Origin of the sequence: Sedimentibacter sp. LTW-03 (assembly GCF_052059825.1) — a bacterium.
Classification (GTDB): Bacteria; Bacillota; Clostridia; order Tissierellales; family Sedimentibacteraceae; genus Sedimentibacter.
Genome location: NZ_CP197180.1, coordinates 3,239,112 through 3,256,810, shown reverse-complemented (window position 1 = coordinate 3,256,810; position 17,699 = coordinate 3,239,112). Strand labels below are relative to the sequence as shown.

The following is a 17,699-nucleotide window of genomic DNA, read 5'->3' as shown; positions in this document are numbered from 1 at the left end:
TAAATACATATTTTGGCTCACCGCAAAAATAAAACACCAAACTTGCCATAAGAAGAACCATATTTTTTACTTTGTACGGAACAGCAAAGTATATGATTATTACTAAAGGTAAAAAGTAAAACAAGAATGTAATACTGGAAAAAACCATGATTATGAATTCCTTTCTAAGATGACTTACATTGTTTAAAAAACACCCCTTCTAAAAAAACTAGATGGAGTGTTTCTATTTTTAAACAATTATTATTTTATTTTGAAAGTTCTAAAAATGCATTGTGATATTCTTCGGACATTTCATCCATAATAAGAATAATCGTATTGCCAATATTATCCACAATTACATTTTCAGGCTCAACCCCAACACAAATCCACTTTCTTGGATCTACATTTGTTTTAATATCATTCATTATATTTGTTACATCACTTCCATCTTTTGCTCGCATCAATACAATTGAATGGGCGAAAGAACCCATCATAGGTTCTGATGCAATGCCTTCTGTATACTCAATGTTATTTGTACCGAGAAAATACTCAATATTTTCAGCATTAATTTCTGTTTGAGCAAGTTTTGGCGTTTCAAGCCCTGCCTTTTCATAAATCTTATCAAGTATAGAACTTAAAGATTCTGAGTCCAGTGGATTCTCATTTACCGAAGGATTCCCCCCCGATTCTCCAGTAGTGGGTTCACTTTTTGAACAAGCCACTACAGTTACTGCAAGTATACCTAATAAAACTAATGATCCTATTCTTTTTAAAATATTATTTTTTTTCATAAAGCCTCCAAATATTTATTCTAATTTTTATATATATTTAGACGCTACAACAAATAAGAAGTTCCATAATATTATTACCAGTATGAACAATAACTGGAATCATAATTAATTTAAACCATAAGTGTTTTTATTTATTATACCATGCCATCAATGACATTTGTGGTATCAATGACACTTTTACATTATCTATTTTTCAACGTAATAAAAAATAAAGATGACAAGCCTATATGACCTGTCATCTTCTGACATAATACTTTTCGGTTTCACCCCGAAAAAATATCGATAATAATTTTACTTTTTTACAAAAGACTTATTTCACTCTCATGACACTATAATCGTGAATTTTATTAAATTTTGACTTTTGCCCTTTTTTCGTTGACAATTACCGCAAAGTGCCTTATGATATAGTCAAAGATTATGAAAGGGTGAACACAATGAAGTTATTTGGAAAATCCGGTATTGTAAAAGGCTCCACACAACTCGATATGATAAAACATTGTGCGGAGCCCAATCAAATTAAGTAAATATTTATTTGATAGATGATTTCAGCACAATCAATTTAAGCTTAAGCTTATGTTGGTTGTTTTGTGATGCTCTTTTAGATAAATAAATATTGAATTTGAATATTTGGCCGTAGACAATGTTTTGTCTGCGGCCTTTTGCTATGCTATTTTTAAGAACTAATTATGTATATTGGCATAATTAGTATAAAAGCAGAGGGCTTACACCTACGGGTGTATAGTTCCCTCTGCTTTTTTGTTTATATTTTAAAAGAAAAGGATGTAGTCTAAAAATGGAAAACTCAGAACAGGATTTAACAATTGGAAGTGTACCAAAAAAACTTATAAAATTTGCAATGCCCTTATTTGTTGCTAATTTGCTCCAATCATTTTACAGCATTGTAGATATGTTGGTTGTTGGTCGAATAGTTGGGAGCACTGGGCTTGCAGCAATCAGCAATGCCTCAATGATTAGCTTTATCATTAACTCAATTTGTATTGGCGTGACAATGGGCGGCACAGTATTAGTTGCTCAGTATAAAGGAGCTAATGATGAACAGGGTCAGAAAAAGACGATAGGAACCTTGTTTACAATATCTGTCATTGCTTCGATTATCGTTACCGTGATAGGGCTACTTGTATATAAGCCCGTGTTTGAACTTCTCGGCGTGCCGTCTGCTTCTATGAAAGACGCTTGCGATTATATGCTGATAATATGTTTAGGAACATTTTTTGTGTTTGGATACAACGCTGTCTGCTCAATTATGAAAGGATTTGGCGACTCAAAAAGTTCACTCTATTTTATTGCAGTGGCTACTGTCGTTAATATTTTTCTTGATTTGATTCTAGTTGGGCCTTTTGGATTGGGGACAAAAGGTACTGCATATGCAACAGTTTTTTCACAAGGCATTTCTCTCATAATTTCAATTGTTTGCTTGCGACGCAGCGGTTTTATTTTTGATTTCAAGTTGCAAAGTTTTGACATTGATATGGACAAACTGATTGCCATTTTGAAAGTAGGATTACCCACTGCAATTCAAATGGTAGTTGTTAATATTTCGTATCTCTTGATTACAGGTATGCTCAATCACTTTGGCGTCTCGGTAGCAGCAGCTTCGGGAATCGGATTAAAAGTAACTACTTTTGCCGGTATGCCTTGTTGGGCGCTTGGTCAAGCGGTTACTACTATGGTAGGACAAAATATAGGAGCGAAAAACATTGAACGTGTTCAACATACTACGACAATAGGACTGCGTTTGAATATAATCATTACTTTACTTGTTGTGATACTTGTACAGATATTTGCAAAACCTATTGTAATGCTTTTTGAACCAGAAAATTTAGGGGTGATTCAAGAAGGCGTTTTATATTTAAGAATATGCTGCTCAATAAACAGTTTGATTTACGCGGCGATGTATACTTTTGACTCCTTTGCTATTGGTATTGGGGCTGCAAACATAGCCATGTGTAATGCACTGTTAGATGCAGTCATTGTACGTTTACCTATAAGCTGGTCGTTAGCTTTTGTACTTCATTATGGTTTTACAGGAATTTATATAGGACAGGCACTTTCTCCGATATTGCCGGCTATCGTTGGTACAATTTATTTTTATCGGAAAGGATGGAGACATAAAAAGTTTTCACATAGTTAATCAGTAAAAATCGAAATCACCTGCTGAATGGCAATAAAAAAAGCCGTAGTTCAGCAGATGATTTCGTACGCCCATTATTTGTTGTAGAAGCTTTGGAGAATAGCCACTATGTGCAAGAAAATTTATCTACATCTTTTAATAATGGGTAGTTCAAACTTTGATAAAGTGTATGATAAAATCAGCGATGAAGAGAAAAAATCTCTAATTTCTTCGCTAATCAAAGAAATAGAGATTTTTCCATGTGATGAGGCTAAATTGCCTTTGAAGTCTATTTTATTCAATTTTCCTGTTTATAAAGATGGTGGAGATGTTTGTGGGTTTTTGTGGGACAAAAGTACGCACGTCTCCACATGCGTTGAAGCGACAAAAATGATGTCAAAAGTATATGTTACATCCTTGGTGGAAAGAATAATATATGATTTTCTATTACTTTTCTTCCAATTTTTTTACTGTATCTATACCGATTTTTTCAATTGCTTCTAACTGTCGAATAGCTAATTTATTCAAGAAGACATCGGAAGAAGACATCGGGACGTTTCGCCTGTCTTGGTTTATTCCTCTAAGCCTATACTATATATATCACCGTAATCCTTTTCTCCTGCTACTCTTTGCATATTCGCTCGTTTAAATTATTATATAGGGACGGGGTTATTGTAACATTACATTTTCTGAATTATTCTACTATGTTGATTCCGCACTGCTTTTTGCCAATAACTCAGTATCCTTGTCTTGATAAGATACATGAAGATATGTGAAACGTCCCCGTGTCTTATGAAACGTCCCCGTGTCTTATTTAAATCTGCATATGCTATCGTTGAACTCTCCCAGAGCCATCTCCTCCAGCAAGTTTTTCTACGTCTGCAACACTTACACGATTAAAATCACCAATAATTGAATGTTTAAGACAGCTAGCGGCAACAGCAAACTCTAATGCTTCTTTTTTATCTTCATATTTATTTAAGCCATAAATTAATCCCCCTGCAAAAGAATCACCGCCACCAACTCGGTCAATAATATCTCGAATTTCATATTTTTTACTTATATAGAAATTCTCTCTATCGTTTATACACGCACTCCACCCATTTATATCTGCACTAACACTTTCTCTAAGTGTAATTGCAATTGTTTTTAAATTTGGATATTCATTTAAAACAGCAGAGGTAAGTCTTTCATATTTATTTCTATCAATCTTTCCACCTTCAACTTCAACATCTAATTCCATGCCTAAGGATTTTTGACAATCCTCTTCATTTCCAATAGCAACATCTACATACTTAGTTAACTCTCTCATAACCTCAGGAGCCTTTTTCCCATATTTCCATAAGTTTTTACGGAAGTTCAAGTCACAAGAAACAGTTATATTTTTTGATTTTGCATATTTTACACTTTCCAAAGAAAGTTCCATCGCTCCTTCTGAAATAGCTGGAGTAATACCTGTTATATGAAACAAATCAATATTTTCAAAAACCTGATTCCAATTTATGTCTCCAGGCTTTGCTAACGCTATTGCAGAATAGTCTCTATCATATACAACCTTACTAGGTAATTGATTAGCCCCTGCTTCCAAAAAATAAATACCCATACGTCCTGGACCACGTTTAATTCTAGAAACATCAACTCCAAAACCTCTAAGTTCCTTTAAACACTCATCTCCTAAGATATTTTCAGGTAGAATTGTCATATATGAAACATCCATACCATAGTTTGCAAGTGAAACTGCAACATTTGCCTCTCCACCCCCAAAGGTAGCTTCAAGGGTTGGGCTTTGGAAAAACCGTTCATGCCCTGGAGATTTTAATCTTAACATTATTTCTCCAAAAGTTAGTATTTTCATATTACCACCGTCCTATTTTTTTAGATGAACCGCAAATCCACCAATTTCGTTTTCAAAATAAATTGCTTTAATGAACCCGGATTCATCAACATTTTTTGTATTTAAATTAAACTTAATTCCTTTTCTACTAAGAAAAGCCATCGCCCTTTCTACTGATTTAGTTTTTATTGCAATATGTCCTTTTTCACCAAGGTAAGGAGCTTTCATTACTTCAACAGCATCTCCTGCAAAAATTGAAGAATTTCCTAATTTATATTCAAAACCAAACAAACTAGAGAAAAGTTGTGCAACATTTCTAGCTTCCTCTTCATTTCCGCAGTTAATACCTATATGTCCTAGCTCAAAACCAAGCATGTTCTTTACTGCTTCTTTTGTTAGGGAGGTAATCACATCAAAATCACCTTTTTTAATTAAATCCTCATTAACCATCCATGTTCCACCACACGCAACAACATTTTTCATTGAAAGGTATTCGTTAAGATTTTTTGCATTCACACCGCCTGTTGGTATGAATTTTAGATTTGTATATGGACCACCAACCGCTTTTAGATATGCTGCTCCACCACTCTGTTCTGAAGGAAAAAACTTAACAACATCTAATCCCAATTCCATTGCTGCTTCCATATCGCTTGGAGTTGATGTTCCTGGAATAATTGTAATTCCCTTACTTATACAATAGCTTACAATCTTTTTATTGAATCCAGGACTAACAATGAATTTGGAACCTGCTGAAATAGCTTTATCAACCTGTTCAATAGTCAATACTGTTCCAGCACCAACTAACATGTCTGGAAACTCTTTGCAAATACTTTTGATTGCTTCTTCGGCATGTTCTGTCCTAAAGGTTACTTCTGCTAATGGAAGTCCCCCTTCCATAATCGCTTTTGCTAATGGAACTGCTTTTTCTAAATCGTTGATTTTAATAACTGGGACAATTCCATATTCTGATATTCTTTTTAATAATTTATTCATTATATACACCTACTTTAATAGTAACTTAAGTAATCTACTTGCTTTCACTTTCAACGCTAATTTTCCATTTACTTATATCATTCCATGCTTCAGCATTACTAATTCCTAACTTTTCCGGTTCAAATATTGCATTACCCGTAGACTTATATTGTTCTTCGAAATCTTTAAAAACTTTCATAAAGACATTTCCCATCATTAATAATGCAATAAAGCTTAGCCATCCCATAATTCCTACACCAACATCTCCAAGAGCCCATGCAAGACTTGATTCTTTGGAAGAAAATAATATAATAGCAACTACAGTTGATATTCTCAATATAATTATCAGACTTTTTTTATTTGCTTTTTTAAATTTGCTAATTAGATAGAAAATTCCAGTTTCAGACGAATAATAGTTATATGTAACTGTAGTAAGAGCAAAGAAGAACATTGATATTGCAACAAATGCTGATCCCCAACCCGGAACATATAAATCTATCGCGCCTTGTACATACCCTGGTCCAGCTTGAACTCCAGCCAGATTTTCAACTATACCATCTACATTGTACTGTCCAGTTAACAATGCCATAAATGCTGTAGAAGTACATACGAATAAAGTATCAACATAAACTGATAATGCTTGTATTAATCCCGATTTAACAGGATGACTTACTTCTGCAGTAGCTGTTGCATGAGTTGAAGTACCATTACCAGCTTCGTTTGAATATATTCCTCTTTTTACTCCCCAAATAATTGCGGTTCCCGCAATTCCTCCAAAAATTTGATTTTTTCCAAATGCACTTGAAATAATTATAGAAAACAATTCAGGAACTTCTTTTATATTAATTATAATAAGTGTAACAGCAACTAATAAATATATACTAGCCATAATTGGAGCTACTTTCTCGGCAAATTCACTAATTCTTTTTATACCTCCAGTTATAATAAATGCAATCAATATGGCTACAACAATGCCAACAATTTGTTTGTTGAATCCAAAAGCATTATTTAAGGAATCAGCAATCGCATTTCCTTGAATGCCTGGTGTACAAAAACCTAGAGCAAATACAGAAGCAATAGCAAAAGCAATAGCAAATTTCTTCATACCTAATCCTTTTTCTATAAAATACTGTGTTCCACCTCTGTATTCATTTCCATCCTTGACTTTATAAACTTGTGCCAAAGTTGATTCAATTATGGATGTTGCTGCACCTAAAATTGAAGATAGCCACATCCAAAAAATCGCACCTGGTCCACCTATAAAAATAGCAGTCGCAACACCTGCAATATTTCCCGTACCTACTCTGCCTGATAAAGTTACTGCAAATGATTGAAATGCTGAACGCCCCACTCCTGTGCCATTCTTTTCAACTGTATACTTTCCCATTAGCTTAATAAGTCTAAATTGTGCACCTCTTGTTCGAATTGTATAATATAGCCCCGTAATCAACGCTAAAGCAACAAATATATTACTCCATAAAATACCATTAATACTATCTAGTAGTTGTTGTAACATCTTTACTTCCTCCTAATTTAAATAATATTTAAAATATTTTTATTACACTAATTATTTTTTTCTTCTTTATGTTAAAAGGCATAAGTTTAACAAGTAATTATTTTTTAGTATCTTCTTTTTATATATTCACTAATTCTTCTCAATGCTTCTTTCAGATTTTCATCAGAATTTGCAAATACAACTCGTAAGTAACCTTCACCCATACTTCCGAAAGCTGAACCTGGAACTACAACTACCTTAGCATGTCGTATAAGTTCTTCTGCAAATTCTTCTGAACTTTTACCAAATTGTTTAATATTTGGAAAGACATAAAAGCTTCCCTTTGGCTTTTTACAACTAATGCCTGGAATGTTATTCAACCCATTTACAATTATATCACGTCGTCTTGTATAATCTGCTAACATACTGTTTACACTATCTTGAGACCCTGTAATAGCTTCTATAGCTGCTTTTTGTATAAAAGTTGGAACGCATGAAACAACCCCTTCTTGTAGTCTCGGCATATTAGAAATAATCTCTTTGCTACCCACAATATATCCTAATCTCCAACCTGTCATAGCATAAGATTTTGAAAAGCTATTAATTATCAAAACTCTTTCTTTTATTTCAGATATCTGAGCTAAACTAAAATATTCTAAATTATCAAAAATTATCTTGTCATACACTTCGTCAGAAAAAATTAGCAAATCATATTTCTCCGCAATTTCTGCTATTTTAATTATTTCTTCTTTCTTCAATACTGATCCCAATGGATTACTTGGTGAATTTAACAAAATAGCCTTTGTTTTTGAAGTTATTGCTTTTTCAATGTCTTCAGATTTTATATTAAAGTCATTTTCTTCATATACAGGTACCCCTACAGCTTTGGCTCCACATAGCATTATCTGACCAATGTAATTAGGATAACATGGATTTGGAACTATAATTTCATCACCCCTATTTACAGTTGATAACAAACATAACAAAATAGCTTCCATACCTCCAACTGTTATCATAACATTTTCATAAGAGTAATTATTGGAATATTGATTATACTTATTTGCTATAGCCTCCCTTAAATCTTGTAAGCCTGAATTGTGACAATAATGTACATAACCTTCATCAATTGCTTTTTTTGCTGCATTCTTAATATTCAAAGGAGTATCAAAATTTGGTTCTCCTACAGTGAGTTTAATTACATCATCATATTGCTCAGCAAGGTCAAACATTTTCCTAATACCTGAAGCAGGATAATTTCTCGTAATATCCGATAAATAATTCATTTTTAGTCTCCTCTATACTAATTGATAGTGTCAAATTGACACTTCTATATATTACACCATGCGCATGGCTTTTATAAATTTAAGCAATTTATTGAATAGCTTTAATTTCATCCCATTTACACTATCTACTAGTGTATATTTAAAATTTACTATTTATTGATGTACATATGAACATGTTTTATAGAAACAACCATAGCATAAACTATAACATTGTAGATTTTAAGTAATCTTTTATTATGCTAATACAAAATTTACAGGGTAAAAACATTCTTCGCCCCTAGCAAATCGAACAGCTTCCTCAGCAACCTTTCTTTTCAATTCCAATGCAGCCTCCTCAGAATACCATGCCATATGAGGTGTGCATATGAAATTTTCATGTCTAAAAAGTGGCGCCTCAGTGTTTAGTGGTTCTTTTTTTACAACATCCAAAGCAGCTCCAGCAATCTTTCCTTCTGTCAGTGCTCTGTCTAAAGCGTCCTCGTTGATTATTCCACCTCTTGCAGTATTAATTATATAAGCAGTATTTTTCATTTTATCGAAAGCTTCATCATTAAAAAGTCCTACATTATTGTCCAATGGACAGTGTATGGATATAACATCTGATTTTTCTAATAATTCATCCATAGAAACAAACTTAACTAAGCTGTCAGTTTTAGTATTGTAATTACTAGATTTAGGATCAGATACCACAATGTTACAGCCTAATGCATTAACACGCTTAGCAAATTCTTTACCAATACGCCCATAACCTATAATACCAACAGTCAAAGTATTGTGACGGTGAATTGGAATAGACTTAGTATAATCCCATTTAGTATTCTTAGTATAATTGCTCATTAAAACAATTTTTCTCTCTAAGGCAAGCATTAGCGTTAAAGCATGGTCCGCTACTTCATTCATGCCATAATCAGGTACATTACATACAATTATACCCAAATTCTTTGCTGCTTCCAAATTAATATTATCTACACCAACTCCATATCGAACAACTTGTTTCAGCTCTGGTAAAAGGGATTTCATAACAGTTTCAGTAATTGGTGCATATTGATTGATTAAGATATTAGCACCTTTACAATTGTTAATTAAATCTTTTTCAGTCTTACACTGTAACAATTTAAACGATAACTTTGCATTATTTAGTATAGTTGTTTCTATATCAATGTTTTTATGATCACAATCTGTTATTATTACTTCCATATGTCCTCCTCATATTAAATCTTCTATTTTAATATGCTCGATGTGATTAGCATAATAATTATCTTCCTAAATAACCTCCATCGACAGGTATTATAGCTCCATTTAAATAATCTGAAGCTGGTGATGCCAAAAACAATACCACACCAGCCATATCTTCAGGTTTGCCCCACCTTTTTGCTGGTATCCTAGCAAGTATTTCTTCATTACGCTTCTCATCATTTATCAATGCAGTATTCATTTCTGTATCCATATAACCTGGAGCAATTGCATTAACATTTATTCCATGGCTAGCCCACTCATTTGCAAAAGCTTTTGTTAATTGAGCAACTCCACCTTTGCTAGCTGCATAAGCAGGTACTGTATATCCTCCAAAATAGCTTAACATAGAAGCAATGTTTATAATTTTTCCGCTTTTTTGCTTAATCATTTCTTTAGCAGCCAATTGACATAGAGAAAATACTGCAGTTAAATTAACATCAATAACTGTATTCCAGTCTTCTAATGGAAATTCTTCGCTTTTATGCCTTCGCTGAACACCAGCGGCATTAACTAAAATATCAATTTTTCCACCTAAAAATTTAAGTGCTTCGTTAAATGCTTTTTTACTTTCCTCTTGATTTCCAATATCTACTGAAATTCCTTTACATTTAAAACCTTTTTTTGTGTAATTTTCAGCAATTTCTTTAATTCTTGGAGTTGTTGCAAAAAGTACTACTTCAACACCAGTGTTCATAAGCCCTTCTGCCATACCTCTTCCTAATCCTCTAGACCCACCTGTAACAATTGCCTTTTTACCTGAAATATTAAAGTAATCCATATAATTCCCCTTCCTTAATACATAACAATTATTTTTCACAATCTAATAGCACCTTAATAGTGTTCATTTTAGGATCATTAATGTAATTAAAAGCAGTTTGTCCTTCACTAAGGTGTATAATATGACTAACTATTTTTTCTAATTCATTGTGTAACTCTTTTACCAGTTCAACTGCTTGATGAAATTCATGTTTTGTGTATACCCTAGTAGCCACCATATTTTGTTCTTTAAAACTAAACTGCGGTAGGTTTGATACATGAGGAGCTTTATGAATTCCTAACATACAAATAGTACCGTTAATTTTAGCTAATTCTGTACTTTCAAAAGTAGCTGCTTCTGTACCACTAGCTTCAAATACTACATCTACCCCATCACCATTTGTCATATTAGCTATAACTTCTTTTAAATTTTCTTCCTTAACATTAACAGTTTTAAATCCTAATTCTTTACATACATTTAAACGAAATGGGTCTAAGTCTGAAATAACAACTTTAGATGCACCAGCATTTCTTAATGCAATTGCAGCTATTATGCCAATAGGTCCTGCTCCCATTACAACAGTAGAATCTAAATATTTAAATCCAGATTGATGAATAGCTCTAACTATTACCGCTAAAGGCTCTATTAGAGATGCGACAATATCTGAAACGTTATCATCAACTTTAAATAGAACGTTTTCATTTACATATGCATATTCAGCCATTCCACCGTCAACATCAATACCTAAAAGCTTTAAATTTTTACAAACGTGAGGTTTGCCAGTTTTGCATGGAAGGCAATTACCGCAGGAAATAAGAGGATATGCAACAACTCTATCACCAACTTTTAATTGTTTATTGCTTTTTGATATTTCTTCAATTATACCTAAAAATTCATGTCCAACAATTAAAGGCGCTTTTGCTCGAGGATGCTTCCCAGCTACAATCCCCTTGTCCCCTCCACATATTCCGCAATACTTCATTTTTATCTTTGCATATCCCGGTATTGATTTAGGATCTGGAACATCTTTGTATTCTACTTTATTAGGTCCAACATAGACCAATGCTTTCACAAAATCATCTCCTTGTGTTCTTATATAAGAACGTTGTTCTTATTTACAAATACAGTATACTTTCGTTACCCTAATTTGTCAATACTCTATAATTAGAATTTTTAAAATTTAAATAACTTTAAATTTTTTGTCACTATTGTATGATAAAAACAGTTGCATAAGAAGATAGTCTAAGCTATAATAACTCCATAAATAATAAAATATATTACGAAGGGGCAAATTCTATTAATGGGTACTCAGGCTGAAAATCACCGTTCTACTGAACGAGTGCTAGATATTTTAGAATTAGTGTCTAATGATAACTTAAAAAGCTATACATTAGGTGAAATCGCAACAATATTAGGAATACCAAAAAGCAGTTTATTTCCATTGGTACATACCCTCGCTGACAGAGGATACTTAAAATACAATAAAAAATCTCTAAGTTTTAGTTTGGGATTTAAAGCATTTGAGGTAGGAATGAAATATGCTAACCATACTGGAATTTATGATGATATTATTAGTGAAATGCAATATGTAGTAAAGATGTGTTCTGAATCATGTAACTTTACTGAACTTAAGGGTGGAGATGCTCTTTGCTTATTAAAGATCGACTCTCCTGAAGCTATTAGAATGGTTTCCGCCCCTGGAAGAAGATTGCCTGCATATTCAACGGCAATGGGCAAAGCTATGTTAGCTTATAAAACAAAATCAGAAATAGAAAAACTATACCCTAAAGGACTAATCCCAGTTACTGAACACACTATCACAGATATAGATGTGCTAATGAAACAATTGTCTGAAATTAGAAAATCAGGTATAGCTACTGAATCTGAAGAAAATGCTATTATGATAAAATGCATTGCAGTTCCTATTAACAATAACGGAGTTAATATAGCAGCGATAAGTGTTGCAATACCAACTTTTCGCTACAATGAAGATAAAAAAAATTTAATTATCAAGTTACTTAACGATGCACGTAGTAAAATTGAAATACTAATCAAAGGAGCAAACTGGAACTAATTAATATGTAGTTTTATTTAACTATACCTATCCCCTTTAAAAGTACCAGTTTTTTCAATCTAAAATATAATCTATTTATTGATATTCCTACAATGCAACCTGTGCTGTCAATAACCACGTCTTTTAACTGACAGCCTCTACCTGCCATCTCTGATAATTTGTGCATACGCATTTCCCCAAATAAGAAAATGACTAATAAGTGTTTCTCTAAACACAAATGAAGTCATCTCAGGATTAGGTTCATTATGAAAAATATAATACAAAGGGTAATTATATACTTTCTCCTTACTGTTTTCCTTATATCTATAAATGTGAAGTGGAAGTGATGCTATTGCTTCAGCTAATATTCTGACACATGAATAAACAGCTGTGGTCTGCATTGCAGTATATTCACTAACACTTTTTCCACTTGTGGTTGGTCCAAATAAATAAGTGTAATTAGATATCAATGTATTTTCTACAGGCTTATCACGTGCTTTTATTAATTTTGATATAATTGGAATGTTCACTTTTGTGCCTCCTTAAAAATTGTATTTAAAAAGCACCTACCATTGTAGATGCTTTATGGAAAAACTATTTTAATTACTTTTTAGTGCTAAAATTGATGTCTGAGAATCATATGAAACAGATAGAATAGCTCCAACAGCAAGTTTATCTGGAAATTCACGAAAAAGCTGAGTTAACCCATCTATTCTTCCACGAGTGCTACGATGACTCCTAATTGACTTTGAACTTATAAATTTCACACCATCTATTTCAATAGTTACTTCAGTAGCGGTTGGCATTAACATTCCAACTAATGATTTAGCTCCCAATGTCAGTATTCCATACCTATTTTCAGTTTCATTAATCTGATGCTCAGTATATTGTATTTGATTATTATCATCGCTTGCTACTTTGACTACTTTTGCATCACAATTTTGAACTTCAACCTTATTAGTAGCTACATCAACAGCTAAAGTAAGTAATACATTCAAGTTTAGAGAGATAGTTTTTATTTCATCCATAATATTACCCCCATTAACGGAAATCAGAAAGTGTGATTTTATAATCACCATCTTTTGCAACCACTTTTTTAGATACTAGAGTTTTAACTTGATCAGATGTCAACACAATAGACCCTGCAGGATAATCAAGTCTCACATAATAATCATATCCTTCCTTATCTAACTGGTCAATGCGATTCTTTGTCAAACCCCAGAATGGTTTACTTAAGTTGGACACCTTACGATAAACATTTGCCTGTGTAACATTTTTCCCTAATGACATACTCTCAACTTCCTTTCTTTATTTAAGTTAAATTAAGTATATCATATTTTTGTAATTTTGTCAATATATTTACATACTATTATGTAAGAATTGAATTAAGATGATTCCTCGCTCATCATATATAACTCTCAGCACTTTTTATGCCGTCAAACAATTCAAATTCGTGCATACATTCTGCAAGCTCAAGCAATTCACCATTAGTGCGGGTGCTAACATAACTCACAAGCTTATCAAATCTCCATGTTTCTTTTCCCATTCCTTTATAATACTTTGCAAAATTATTAAGATTATCAATTTCTTTAGTAAGAGATTTAATGCATAAAGAAATATTGGCAGAAAATGAACTGGTAATGGTAGATGAAACCCGGATACAGTGTAATAAGGAAAAAGGAAGGTCACCAAGCACGGATTCATTCATGTGGGTTTGCATTCCGGAGAGAATGAAGAGAAAAGAGGGGTAGTGTTCAAGTATAGCCCAAGCCGCAGTTCAGAAGTAGCGAAGGGTATGCTTGAAAATTACAAGGGAATATTTGTAACAGATGGTTACAGTGACTATAATGCTGTGCCGGAAGCGTTGCATGCCGAGTGTTGGGCACATTTTCGAAGAAAACTGTTGGACTCCATTGCTCTGGATAGCAATAAAAAACCAATAAAAGGAACGGCGGCAGAAGAAGGACTTAAGTATGTAGGGCGCTTGTCCGAAATAGAAGAAGAAATATCAAATATGCCTGATAATGAAAAGCTTGAGAATAGGAATAAATTTCCAAGACCGATTTATGAGGAAATTTTAGCATGGCATGAAAAAACGTCTCAAAAGATAATAACCAAAAAAAAACTCAAAGAAGCATTAACGTACATAAAAAATCAACATGTGGAGCTTGGTCAGTTCTTGAATGACGGAAGAATCCCTCTGACTACAAATTTAGTAGAAAGATCAATCAGACCATTTGCAGTCCACAGGAGAGCGTGGCTGTTTGCCGATACCCCTGCTGGAGCTGTGTGCAATGCGGTGATGTATTCATTGGTTGAATCTGCCGGCATCAACAATTTAAATATATTTAAGTACATCGAATATCTGTTGGCAGAGCTTCCGCACTTGGAAAATCCAACCGACGAAGAGCAGCTGAAACAATATCTACCTTGATCAGGATCTCTTCCTGACTATGTGAAGGTATCTGCTTCGGAAGTGCTAAAGGTAAACAAAGATTTATTGGCAAACAAATAACCGTATTGCTCCTGCTTACATTATATCAAATTCCAGCAGCTTAGTTAATACGGTCTTTTGTTCAGCGGTTACGGATATTGGAGCAGTAACTTCTTTATATGCTTTGTTAATACAACTATAAAATAATAAAGGGACAAAACCTATAGTCTTGTCCCTCCCATTTCATTTCACTCTTTTCACTATATCATTAACTAAATAAAAATTATGTTTAATAATATTACTTAAATTTAAACCAAAATGTAACACCATCTTCTTCATTTCTTACACCATATTTAAACTTGTGTAATTCTAAAATTGTGCGTACAATTGAAAGACCAAGACCTGACCCTTTTGTATTGCTGCGGTCTAAGTTGCCTTTTTTATAAGGAAGCCAAATGTCTCCAATAATATCTTCTTGTATATGGCTACTGCTATTGTATATTTCAAATTTATCATCTTTTATTAATATACGAATCGCTCCACCATCATTCATGTTATCAAGAGCATTAACAAAAAAGTTATCTATAACTCTCTCTATTAATGCTTTGTCTGCCTTTATAACTGCTTCACCTGTGATATAAGTTGTTATAGATTTTTCATCACATATATTCTTGTATCGATTAATAATTCCGCAACTAATCTCATGTAAAAACACATCTTCAAACTTAATTTTAAAAGAATCTGAATCTAATTTAGACATTTCCAGCATATTTTTTATAATTTTATCCATTCGATAGATATTAGACTGAATATGGCTGGCATAATGCTCTCTTTTTTCAGTATGAATATTTTCTTGTAAATTCTGTGCATAACCTGAAACAATGCTCAATGGAGTCTTTAAATCATGAGCAAGAGCATAAGTCATTTCTTTACGCTGACTGTCAAGTTTCTCTCGCTTCAAGTATGTTTTATAAGATTGCATCGAAAGGATATATGCTGCAATTATAAATATTAATAAGCACGAAATCCAAACATATGCTAATGTAGAAGAAATGCGCTCCCATATGTTAATGTCAATACCTACAACTGTATAAAATTCACTGTACAAACTATTATCATCCAATACCCTAATTGTGTTTTCATAAGGCACTACCAAGTAATAGCGATAGGTTAACATATTTACTCTTTCAATTGGTTTAAGAGAAACAGGTAACCAATTTTGCACATTTTGTAAATACTGTTGTAAATAATTAGTTAAATTTGATTCATCTGTAACCATTTTGCGAAGTTCATCTTGGTTTTTACCTTTTAAATTTTCATAATACTCTGGAACGATGGTGCCAATTTCATAATATGGCAAGTTCTTGGCATTATCAAAATCTTTTCTGTAAAAATTACCTTTAGTAACTGTTCCTCTTCCTGAATCTACATTTCCTTCTTCATCAAAACCACTAGCATACGTAGGTGAAACAGATATACTATGGGGAATAATAATTTCATCATCCACCCAAAAGCTATCAATATGTATGGAATATCCATAAACATCACCAATTTTTTCTGCTTTAGGTTTATCATATAAATAACTTTCAAGTTCTTTTATTTCTTCTTCACTTAACCAATCATTTAGTTTTAGTAATCCTACACTTTCAGGCGAATGATGTCCATCTCTAGATTCTGAATAAATACATTTCCAGTAATCATTCGTATTATATGTACTATAAACGAGCTTATAATCACTAGTAAATATTGCAGCTTCAGCACCATTTAGCAAATATACAGGTGATATCTTTACAAATTCCTTTTTTACCTTGGCTAAATCAATAATTTGTTTATCATTATCAATATTATCATTTAAAATTTCCTCTGCTCTATCACTGATTTGAGGAGTTCGATTTTTTAACTCTTTCCCTGCAGCTTCCTTTTCCAATGATACAAGATATGCTGTAAAACCAATCATCAACACTATGTAAGTAGCCAAGAATGCAATAAAAATACGCAAATAGATAAAGTTTTTTGTTTTATTCTTATTCATTGCCTACCTCCAGCTTGTAACCTTTTTTAAATACAGTTTTAATTTGAGCAGAAGCACTGCCTAAAGCTTTACGCAATTTTTTCACATGGTTATCTACCACTCTGTCATTACCATCAAAATCATATCCCCAAATTCTAATAATAAGTCTGTTACGGTTCACCACCTTACCATTACTTTCAATAAGGATTTTTAAAATTGTGAATTCTATAGGAGCAAGAACAACTTCATCATCATTTACACGAACAGTTTAAATACCATATTCCACCTCCATGTACATAATATCATATAAATGTATCTTTTTTGTATCCAAATAAAATCTTTTGCAATTTAATTTTTTTCAGAAAAATCTATATTCACCATGTACAATAAATTGAAAATAAAATTTTTTCCATATATAAAAAATAAGACCGATCAAACCAGTCTTGTTTTTACGTATTCATATTAAGTTGTTTCATATATAAGTCATGAATTGTAAGTTAATTTATATGTTTAGAAATATTATTTGCCATAGAATTTATTTTTGGATTTGGGGTCGCTGAATTTGTTTATAAAAAGTACAGGCTCTACATGGCTCGAGTATACAATAATGATGTCAAGTGTATATGTTATACCCTTGGTGAAAAATAACATATGATGTTCCATTATTTTTATTCCAATTTTTTACTGTATCTAAACCGATTTTTTCAATTACTTATACCTGTT

The 17,699-nt window shown here is 32.7% G+C and carries 15 protein-coding genes and 4 pseudogenes; 4 read left to right on the top strand and 15 right to left on the bottom strand.

Going from position 1 to position 17,699, the window contains the following annotated elements:
• Positions 1-245: 245 nt before the first annotated feature.
• Positions 246-770, bottom strand: coding sequence for a DUF4358 domain-containing protein (locus tag ACS3UD_RS15835; protein WP_308138690.1), 525 nt, complete (start codon positions 768-770; stop codon positions 246-248).
• Positions 771-1,563: 793 nt separating this feature from the next.
• Here ACS3UD_RS15835 and ACS3UD_RS15830 point away from each other — a divergent pair.
• The gene (locus tag ACS3UD_RS15830) at positions 1,564-2,922 is read left to right on the top strand and encodes an MATE family efflux transporter (protein ID WP_308138691.1); all 1,359 of its coding nucleotides are present in this window, start codon (positions 1,564-1,566) and stop codon (positions 2,920-2,922) included.
• A gap of 150 nt (positions 2,923-3,072) precedes the next feature.
• Positions 3,073-3,405, top strand: a pseudogene (locus ACS3UD_RS15825) (hypothetical protein); the annotation flags it as partial.
• 325 nt (positions 3,406-3,730) lie between these two features.
• On the opposite strand, the gene ACS3UD_RS15820 reads toward ACS3UD_RS15825, so the two are convergent.
• The 7 genes from ACS3UD_RS15820 to ACS3UD_RS15790 form a co-directional block, all read right to left on the bottom strand.
• Positions 3,731-4,756, bottom strand: a complete 1,026-nt coding sequence (locus ACS3UD_RS15820; RefSeq protein ID WP_308138692.1) for a sugar kinase — start codon at positions 4,754-4,756, stop codon at positions 3,731-3,733.
• 12 nt (positions 4,757-4,768) lie between these two features.
• Positions 4,769-5,728, bottom strand: a complete 960-nt coding sequence (gene eda / locus ACS3UD_RS15815; protein ID WP_308138693.1) for a bifunctional 4-hydroxy-2-oxoglutarate aldolase/2-dehydro-3-deoxy-phosphogluconate aldolase — start codon at positions 5,726-5,728, stop codon at positions 4,769-4,771.
• A gap of 34 nt (positions 5,729-5,762) precedes the next feature.
• The gene (locus ACS3UD_RS15810; protein ID WP_308138694.1) at positions 5,763-7,223 is read right to left on the bottom strand and encodes an alanine/glycine:cation symporter family protein; all 1,461 of its coding nucleotides are present in this window, start codon (positions 7,221-7,223) and stop codon (positions 5,763-5,765) included.
• Positions 7,224-7,327: 104 nt separating this feature from the next.
• The gene (locus ACS3UD_RS15805) at positions 7,328-8,485 is read right to left on the bottom strand and encodes a pyridoxal phosphate-dependent aminotransferase (RefSeq protein WP_308138695.1); all 1,158 of its coding nucleotides are present in this window, start codon (positions 8,483-8,485) and stop codon (positions 7,328-7,330) included.
• Positions 8,486-8,719: 234 nt separating this feature from the next.
• Positions 8,720-9,682, bottom strand: coding sequence for a C-terminal binding protein (locus tag ACS3UD_RS15800; protein ID WP_308138696.1), 963 nt, complete (start codon positions 9,680-9,682; stop codon positions 8,720-8,722).
• A gap of 58 nt (positions 9,683-9,740) precedes the next feature.
• The gene (fabG, locus tag ACS3UD_RS15795) at positions 9,741-10,499 is read right to left on the bottom strand and encodes a 3-oxoacyl-ACP reductase FabG (RefSeq protein ID WP_308138697.1); all 759 of its coding nucleotides are present in this window, start codon (positions 10,497-10,499) and stop codon (positions 9,741-9,743) included.
• A 28-nt stretch (positions 10,500-10,527) separates the two neighbouring features.
• The gene (locus ACS3UD_RS15790; RefSeq protein ID WP_308138698.1) at positions 10,528-11,550 is read right to left on the bottom strand and encodes a zinc-dependent alcohol dehydrogenase; all 1,023 of its coding nucleotides are present in this window, start codon (positions 11,548-11,550) and stop codon (positions 10,528-10,530) included.
• Between the two features lie 228 nt (positions 11,551-11,778).
• On the opposite strand from ACS3UD_RS15790, the gene ACS3UD_RS15785 reads away from it, so the two are divergent.
• Positions 11,779-12,552 (top strand): IclR family transcriptional regulator, encoded by a 774-nt coding sequence (locus tag ACS3UD_RS15785; RefSeq protein WP_308138699.1) that lies wholly within the window; start codon positions 11,779-11,781, stop codon positions 12,550-12,552.
• A gap of 13 nt (positions 12,553-12,565) precedes the next feature.
• Here ACS3UD_RS15785 and ACS3UD_RS15780 read toward each other — a convergent pair whose 3' ends face one another.
• The 5 genes and pseudogenes from ACS3UD_RS15780 to ACS3UD_RS15760 form a co-directional block, all read right to left on the bottom strand.
• Positions 12,566-12,718: a hypothetical protein gene (locus ACS3UD_RS15780; protein ID WP_308138700.1), complete on the bottom strand. Its 153-nt coding sequence runs from the start codon at positions 12,716-12,718 to the stop codon at positions 12,566-12,568.
• Positions 12,696-13,055: pseudogene (locus ACS3UD_RS15775) on the bottom strand (phage portal protein); the annotation flags it as partial. The gene ACS3UD_RS15780 and the pseudogene ACS3UD_RS15775, both read right to left, overlap by 23 nt.
• 75 nt (positions 13,056-13,130) lie before the next feature.
• Entirely contained in the window at positions 13,131-13,559 is a 429-nt protein-coding gene (locus ACS3UD_RS15770; protein ID WP_308138701.1) for a hypothetical protein, read from the bottom strand.
• Between the two features lie 13 nt (positions 13,560-13,572).
• On the bottom strand, positions 13,573-13,821 hold the full coding sequence (locus tag ACS3UD_RS15765; RefSeq protein ID WP_308138702.1) for a hypothetical protein: 249 nt from the start codon (positions 13,819-13,821) through the stop codon (positions 13,573-13,575).
• 115 nt (positions 13,822-13,936) lie between these two features.
• The gene (locus ACS3UD_RS15760) at positions 13,937-14,239 is read right to left on the bottom strand and encodes a hypothetical protein (RefSeq protein ID WP_308138703.1); all 303 of its coding nucleotides are present in this window, start codon (positions 14,237-14,239) and stop codon (positions 13,937-13,939) included.
• Between ACS3UD_RS15760 and tnpC the strand changes: the two are divergent.
• A pseudogene (gene tnpC / locus ACS3UD_RS15755) lies at positions 14,136-14,965 on the top strand (IS66 family transposase). The gene ACS3UD_RS15760 and the pseudogene tnpC sit on opposite strands and share 104 nt — an antisense overlap.
• A 298-nt stretch (positions 14,966-15,263) precedes the next feature.
• Here tnpC and ACS3UD_RS15750 read toward each other — a convergent pair.
• Both ACS3UD_RS15750 and ACS3UD_RS15745 read right to left on the bottom strand, forming a co-directional pair.
• Positions 15,264-16,997 carry a sensor histidine kinase gene (locus ACS3UD_RS15750; RefSeq protein ID WP_308138705.1) on the bottom strand — a complete coding sequence of 578 codons (1,734 nt, stop codon included), beginning with the start codon at positions 16,995-16,997 and terminating at the stop codon, positions 15,264-15,266.
• A pseudogene (locus ACS3UD_RS15745) lies at positions 16,990-17,214 on the bottom strand (winged helix-turn-helix domain-containing protein); the annotation flags it as partial. The gene ACS3UD_RS15750 and the pseudogene ACS3UD_RS15745, both read right to left, overlap by 8 nt.
• Positions 17,215-17,699: the final 485 nt, after the last annotated feature.

What these genes read in the sequence shown, in the direction of transcription:
- ACS3UD_RS15805 (WP_308138695.1), bottom strand. Translation starts at nt 8,485, where the DNA reads ATGAATTATTTATCGGATATTACGAGAAATTATCCTGCTTCAGGTATT.
- ACS3UD_RS15765 (WP_308138702.1), bottom strand. Translation starts at nt 13,821, where the DNA reads ATGTCATTAGGGAAAAATGTTACACAGGCAAATGTTTATCGTAAGGTG.
- fabG (WP_308138697.1), bottom strand. Translation starts at nt 10,499, where the DNA reads ATGGATTACTTTAATATTTCAGGTAAAAAGGCAATTGTTACAGGTGGG.
- ACS3UD_RS15780 (WP_308138700.1), bottom strand. Translation starts at nt 12,718, where the DNA reads ATGCACAAATTATCAGAGATGGCAGGTAGAGGCTGTCAGTTAAAAGAC.
- ACS3UD_RS15810 (WP_308138694.1), bottom strand. Translation starts at nt 7,223, where the DNA reads ATGTTACAACAACTACTAGATAGTATTAATGGTATTTTATGGAGTAAT.
- ACS3UD_RS15820 (WP_308138692.1), bottom strand. Translation starts at nt 4,756, where the DNA reads ATGAAAATACTAACTTTTGGAGAAATAATGTTAAGATTAAAATCTCCA.
- ACS3UD_RS15760 (WP_308138703.1), bottom strand. Translation starts at nt 14,239, where the DNA reads ATGAATGAATCCGTGCTTGGTGACCTTCCTTTTTCCTTATTACACTGT.
- ACS3UD_RS15830 (WP_308138691.1), top strand. Translation starts at nt 1,564, where the DNA reads ATGGAAAACTCAGAACAGGATTTAACAATTGGAAGTGTACCAAAAAAA.
- ACS3UD_RS15835 (WP_308138690.1), bottom strand. Translation starts at nt 770, where the DNA reads ATGAAAAAAAATAATATTTTAAAAAGAATAGGATCATTAGTTTTATTA.
- ACS3UD_RS15785 (WP_308138699.1), top strand. Translation starts at nt 11,779, where the DNA reads ATGGGTACTCAGGCTGAAAATCACCGTTCTACTGAACGAGTGCTAGAT.
- ACS3UD_RS15800 (WP_308138696.1), bottom strand. Translation starts at nt 9,682, where the DNA reads ATGGAAGTAATAATAACAGATTGTGATCATAAAAACATTGATATAGAA.
- ACS3UD_RS15750 (WP_308138705.1), bottom strand. Translation starts at nt 16,997, where the DNA reads ATGAATAAGAATAAAACAAAAAACTTTATCTATTTGCGTATTTTTATT.
- ACS3UD_RS15770 (WP_308138701.1), bottom strand. Translation starts at nt 13,559, where the DNA reads ATGGATGAAATAAAAACTATCTCTCTAAACTTGAATGTATTACTTACT.
- eda (WP_308138693.1), bottom strand. Translation starts at nt 5,728, where the DNA reads ATGAATAAATTATTAAAAAGAATATCAGAATATGGAATTGTCCCAGTT.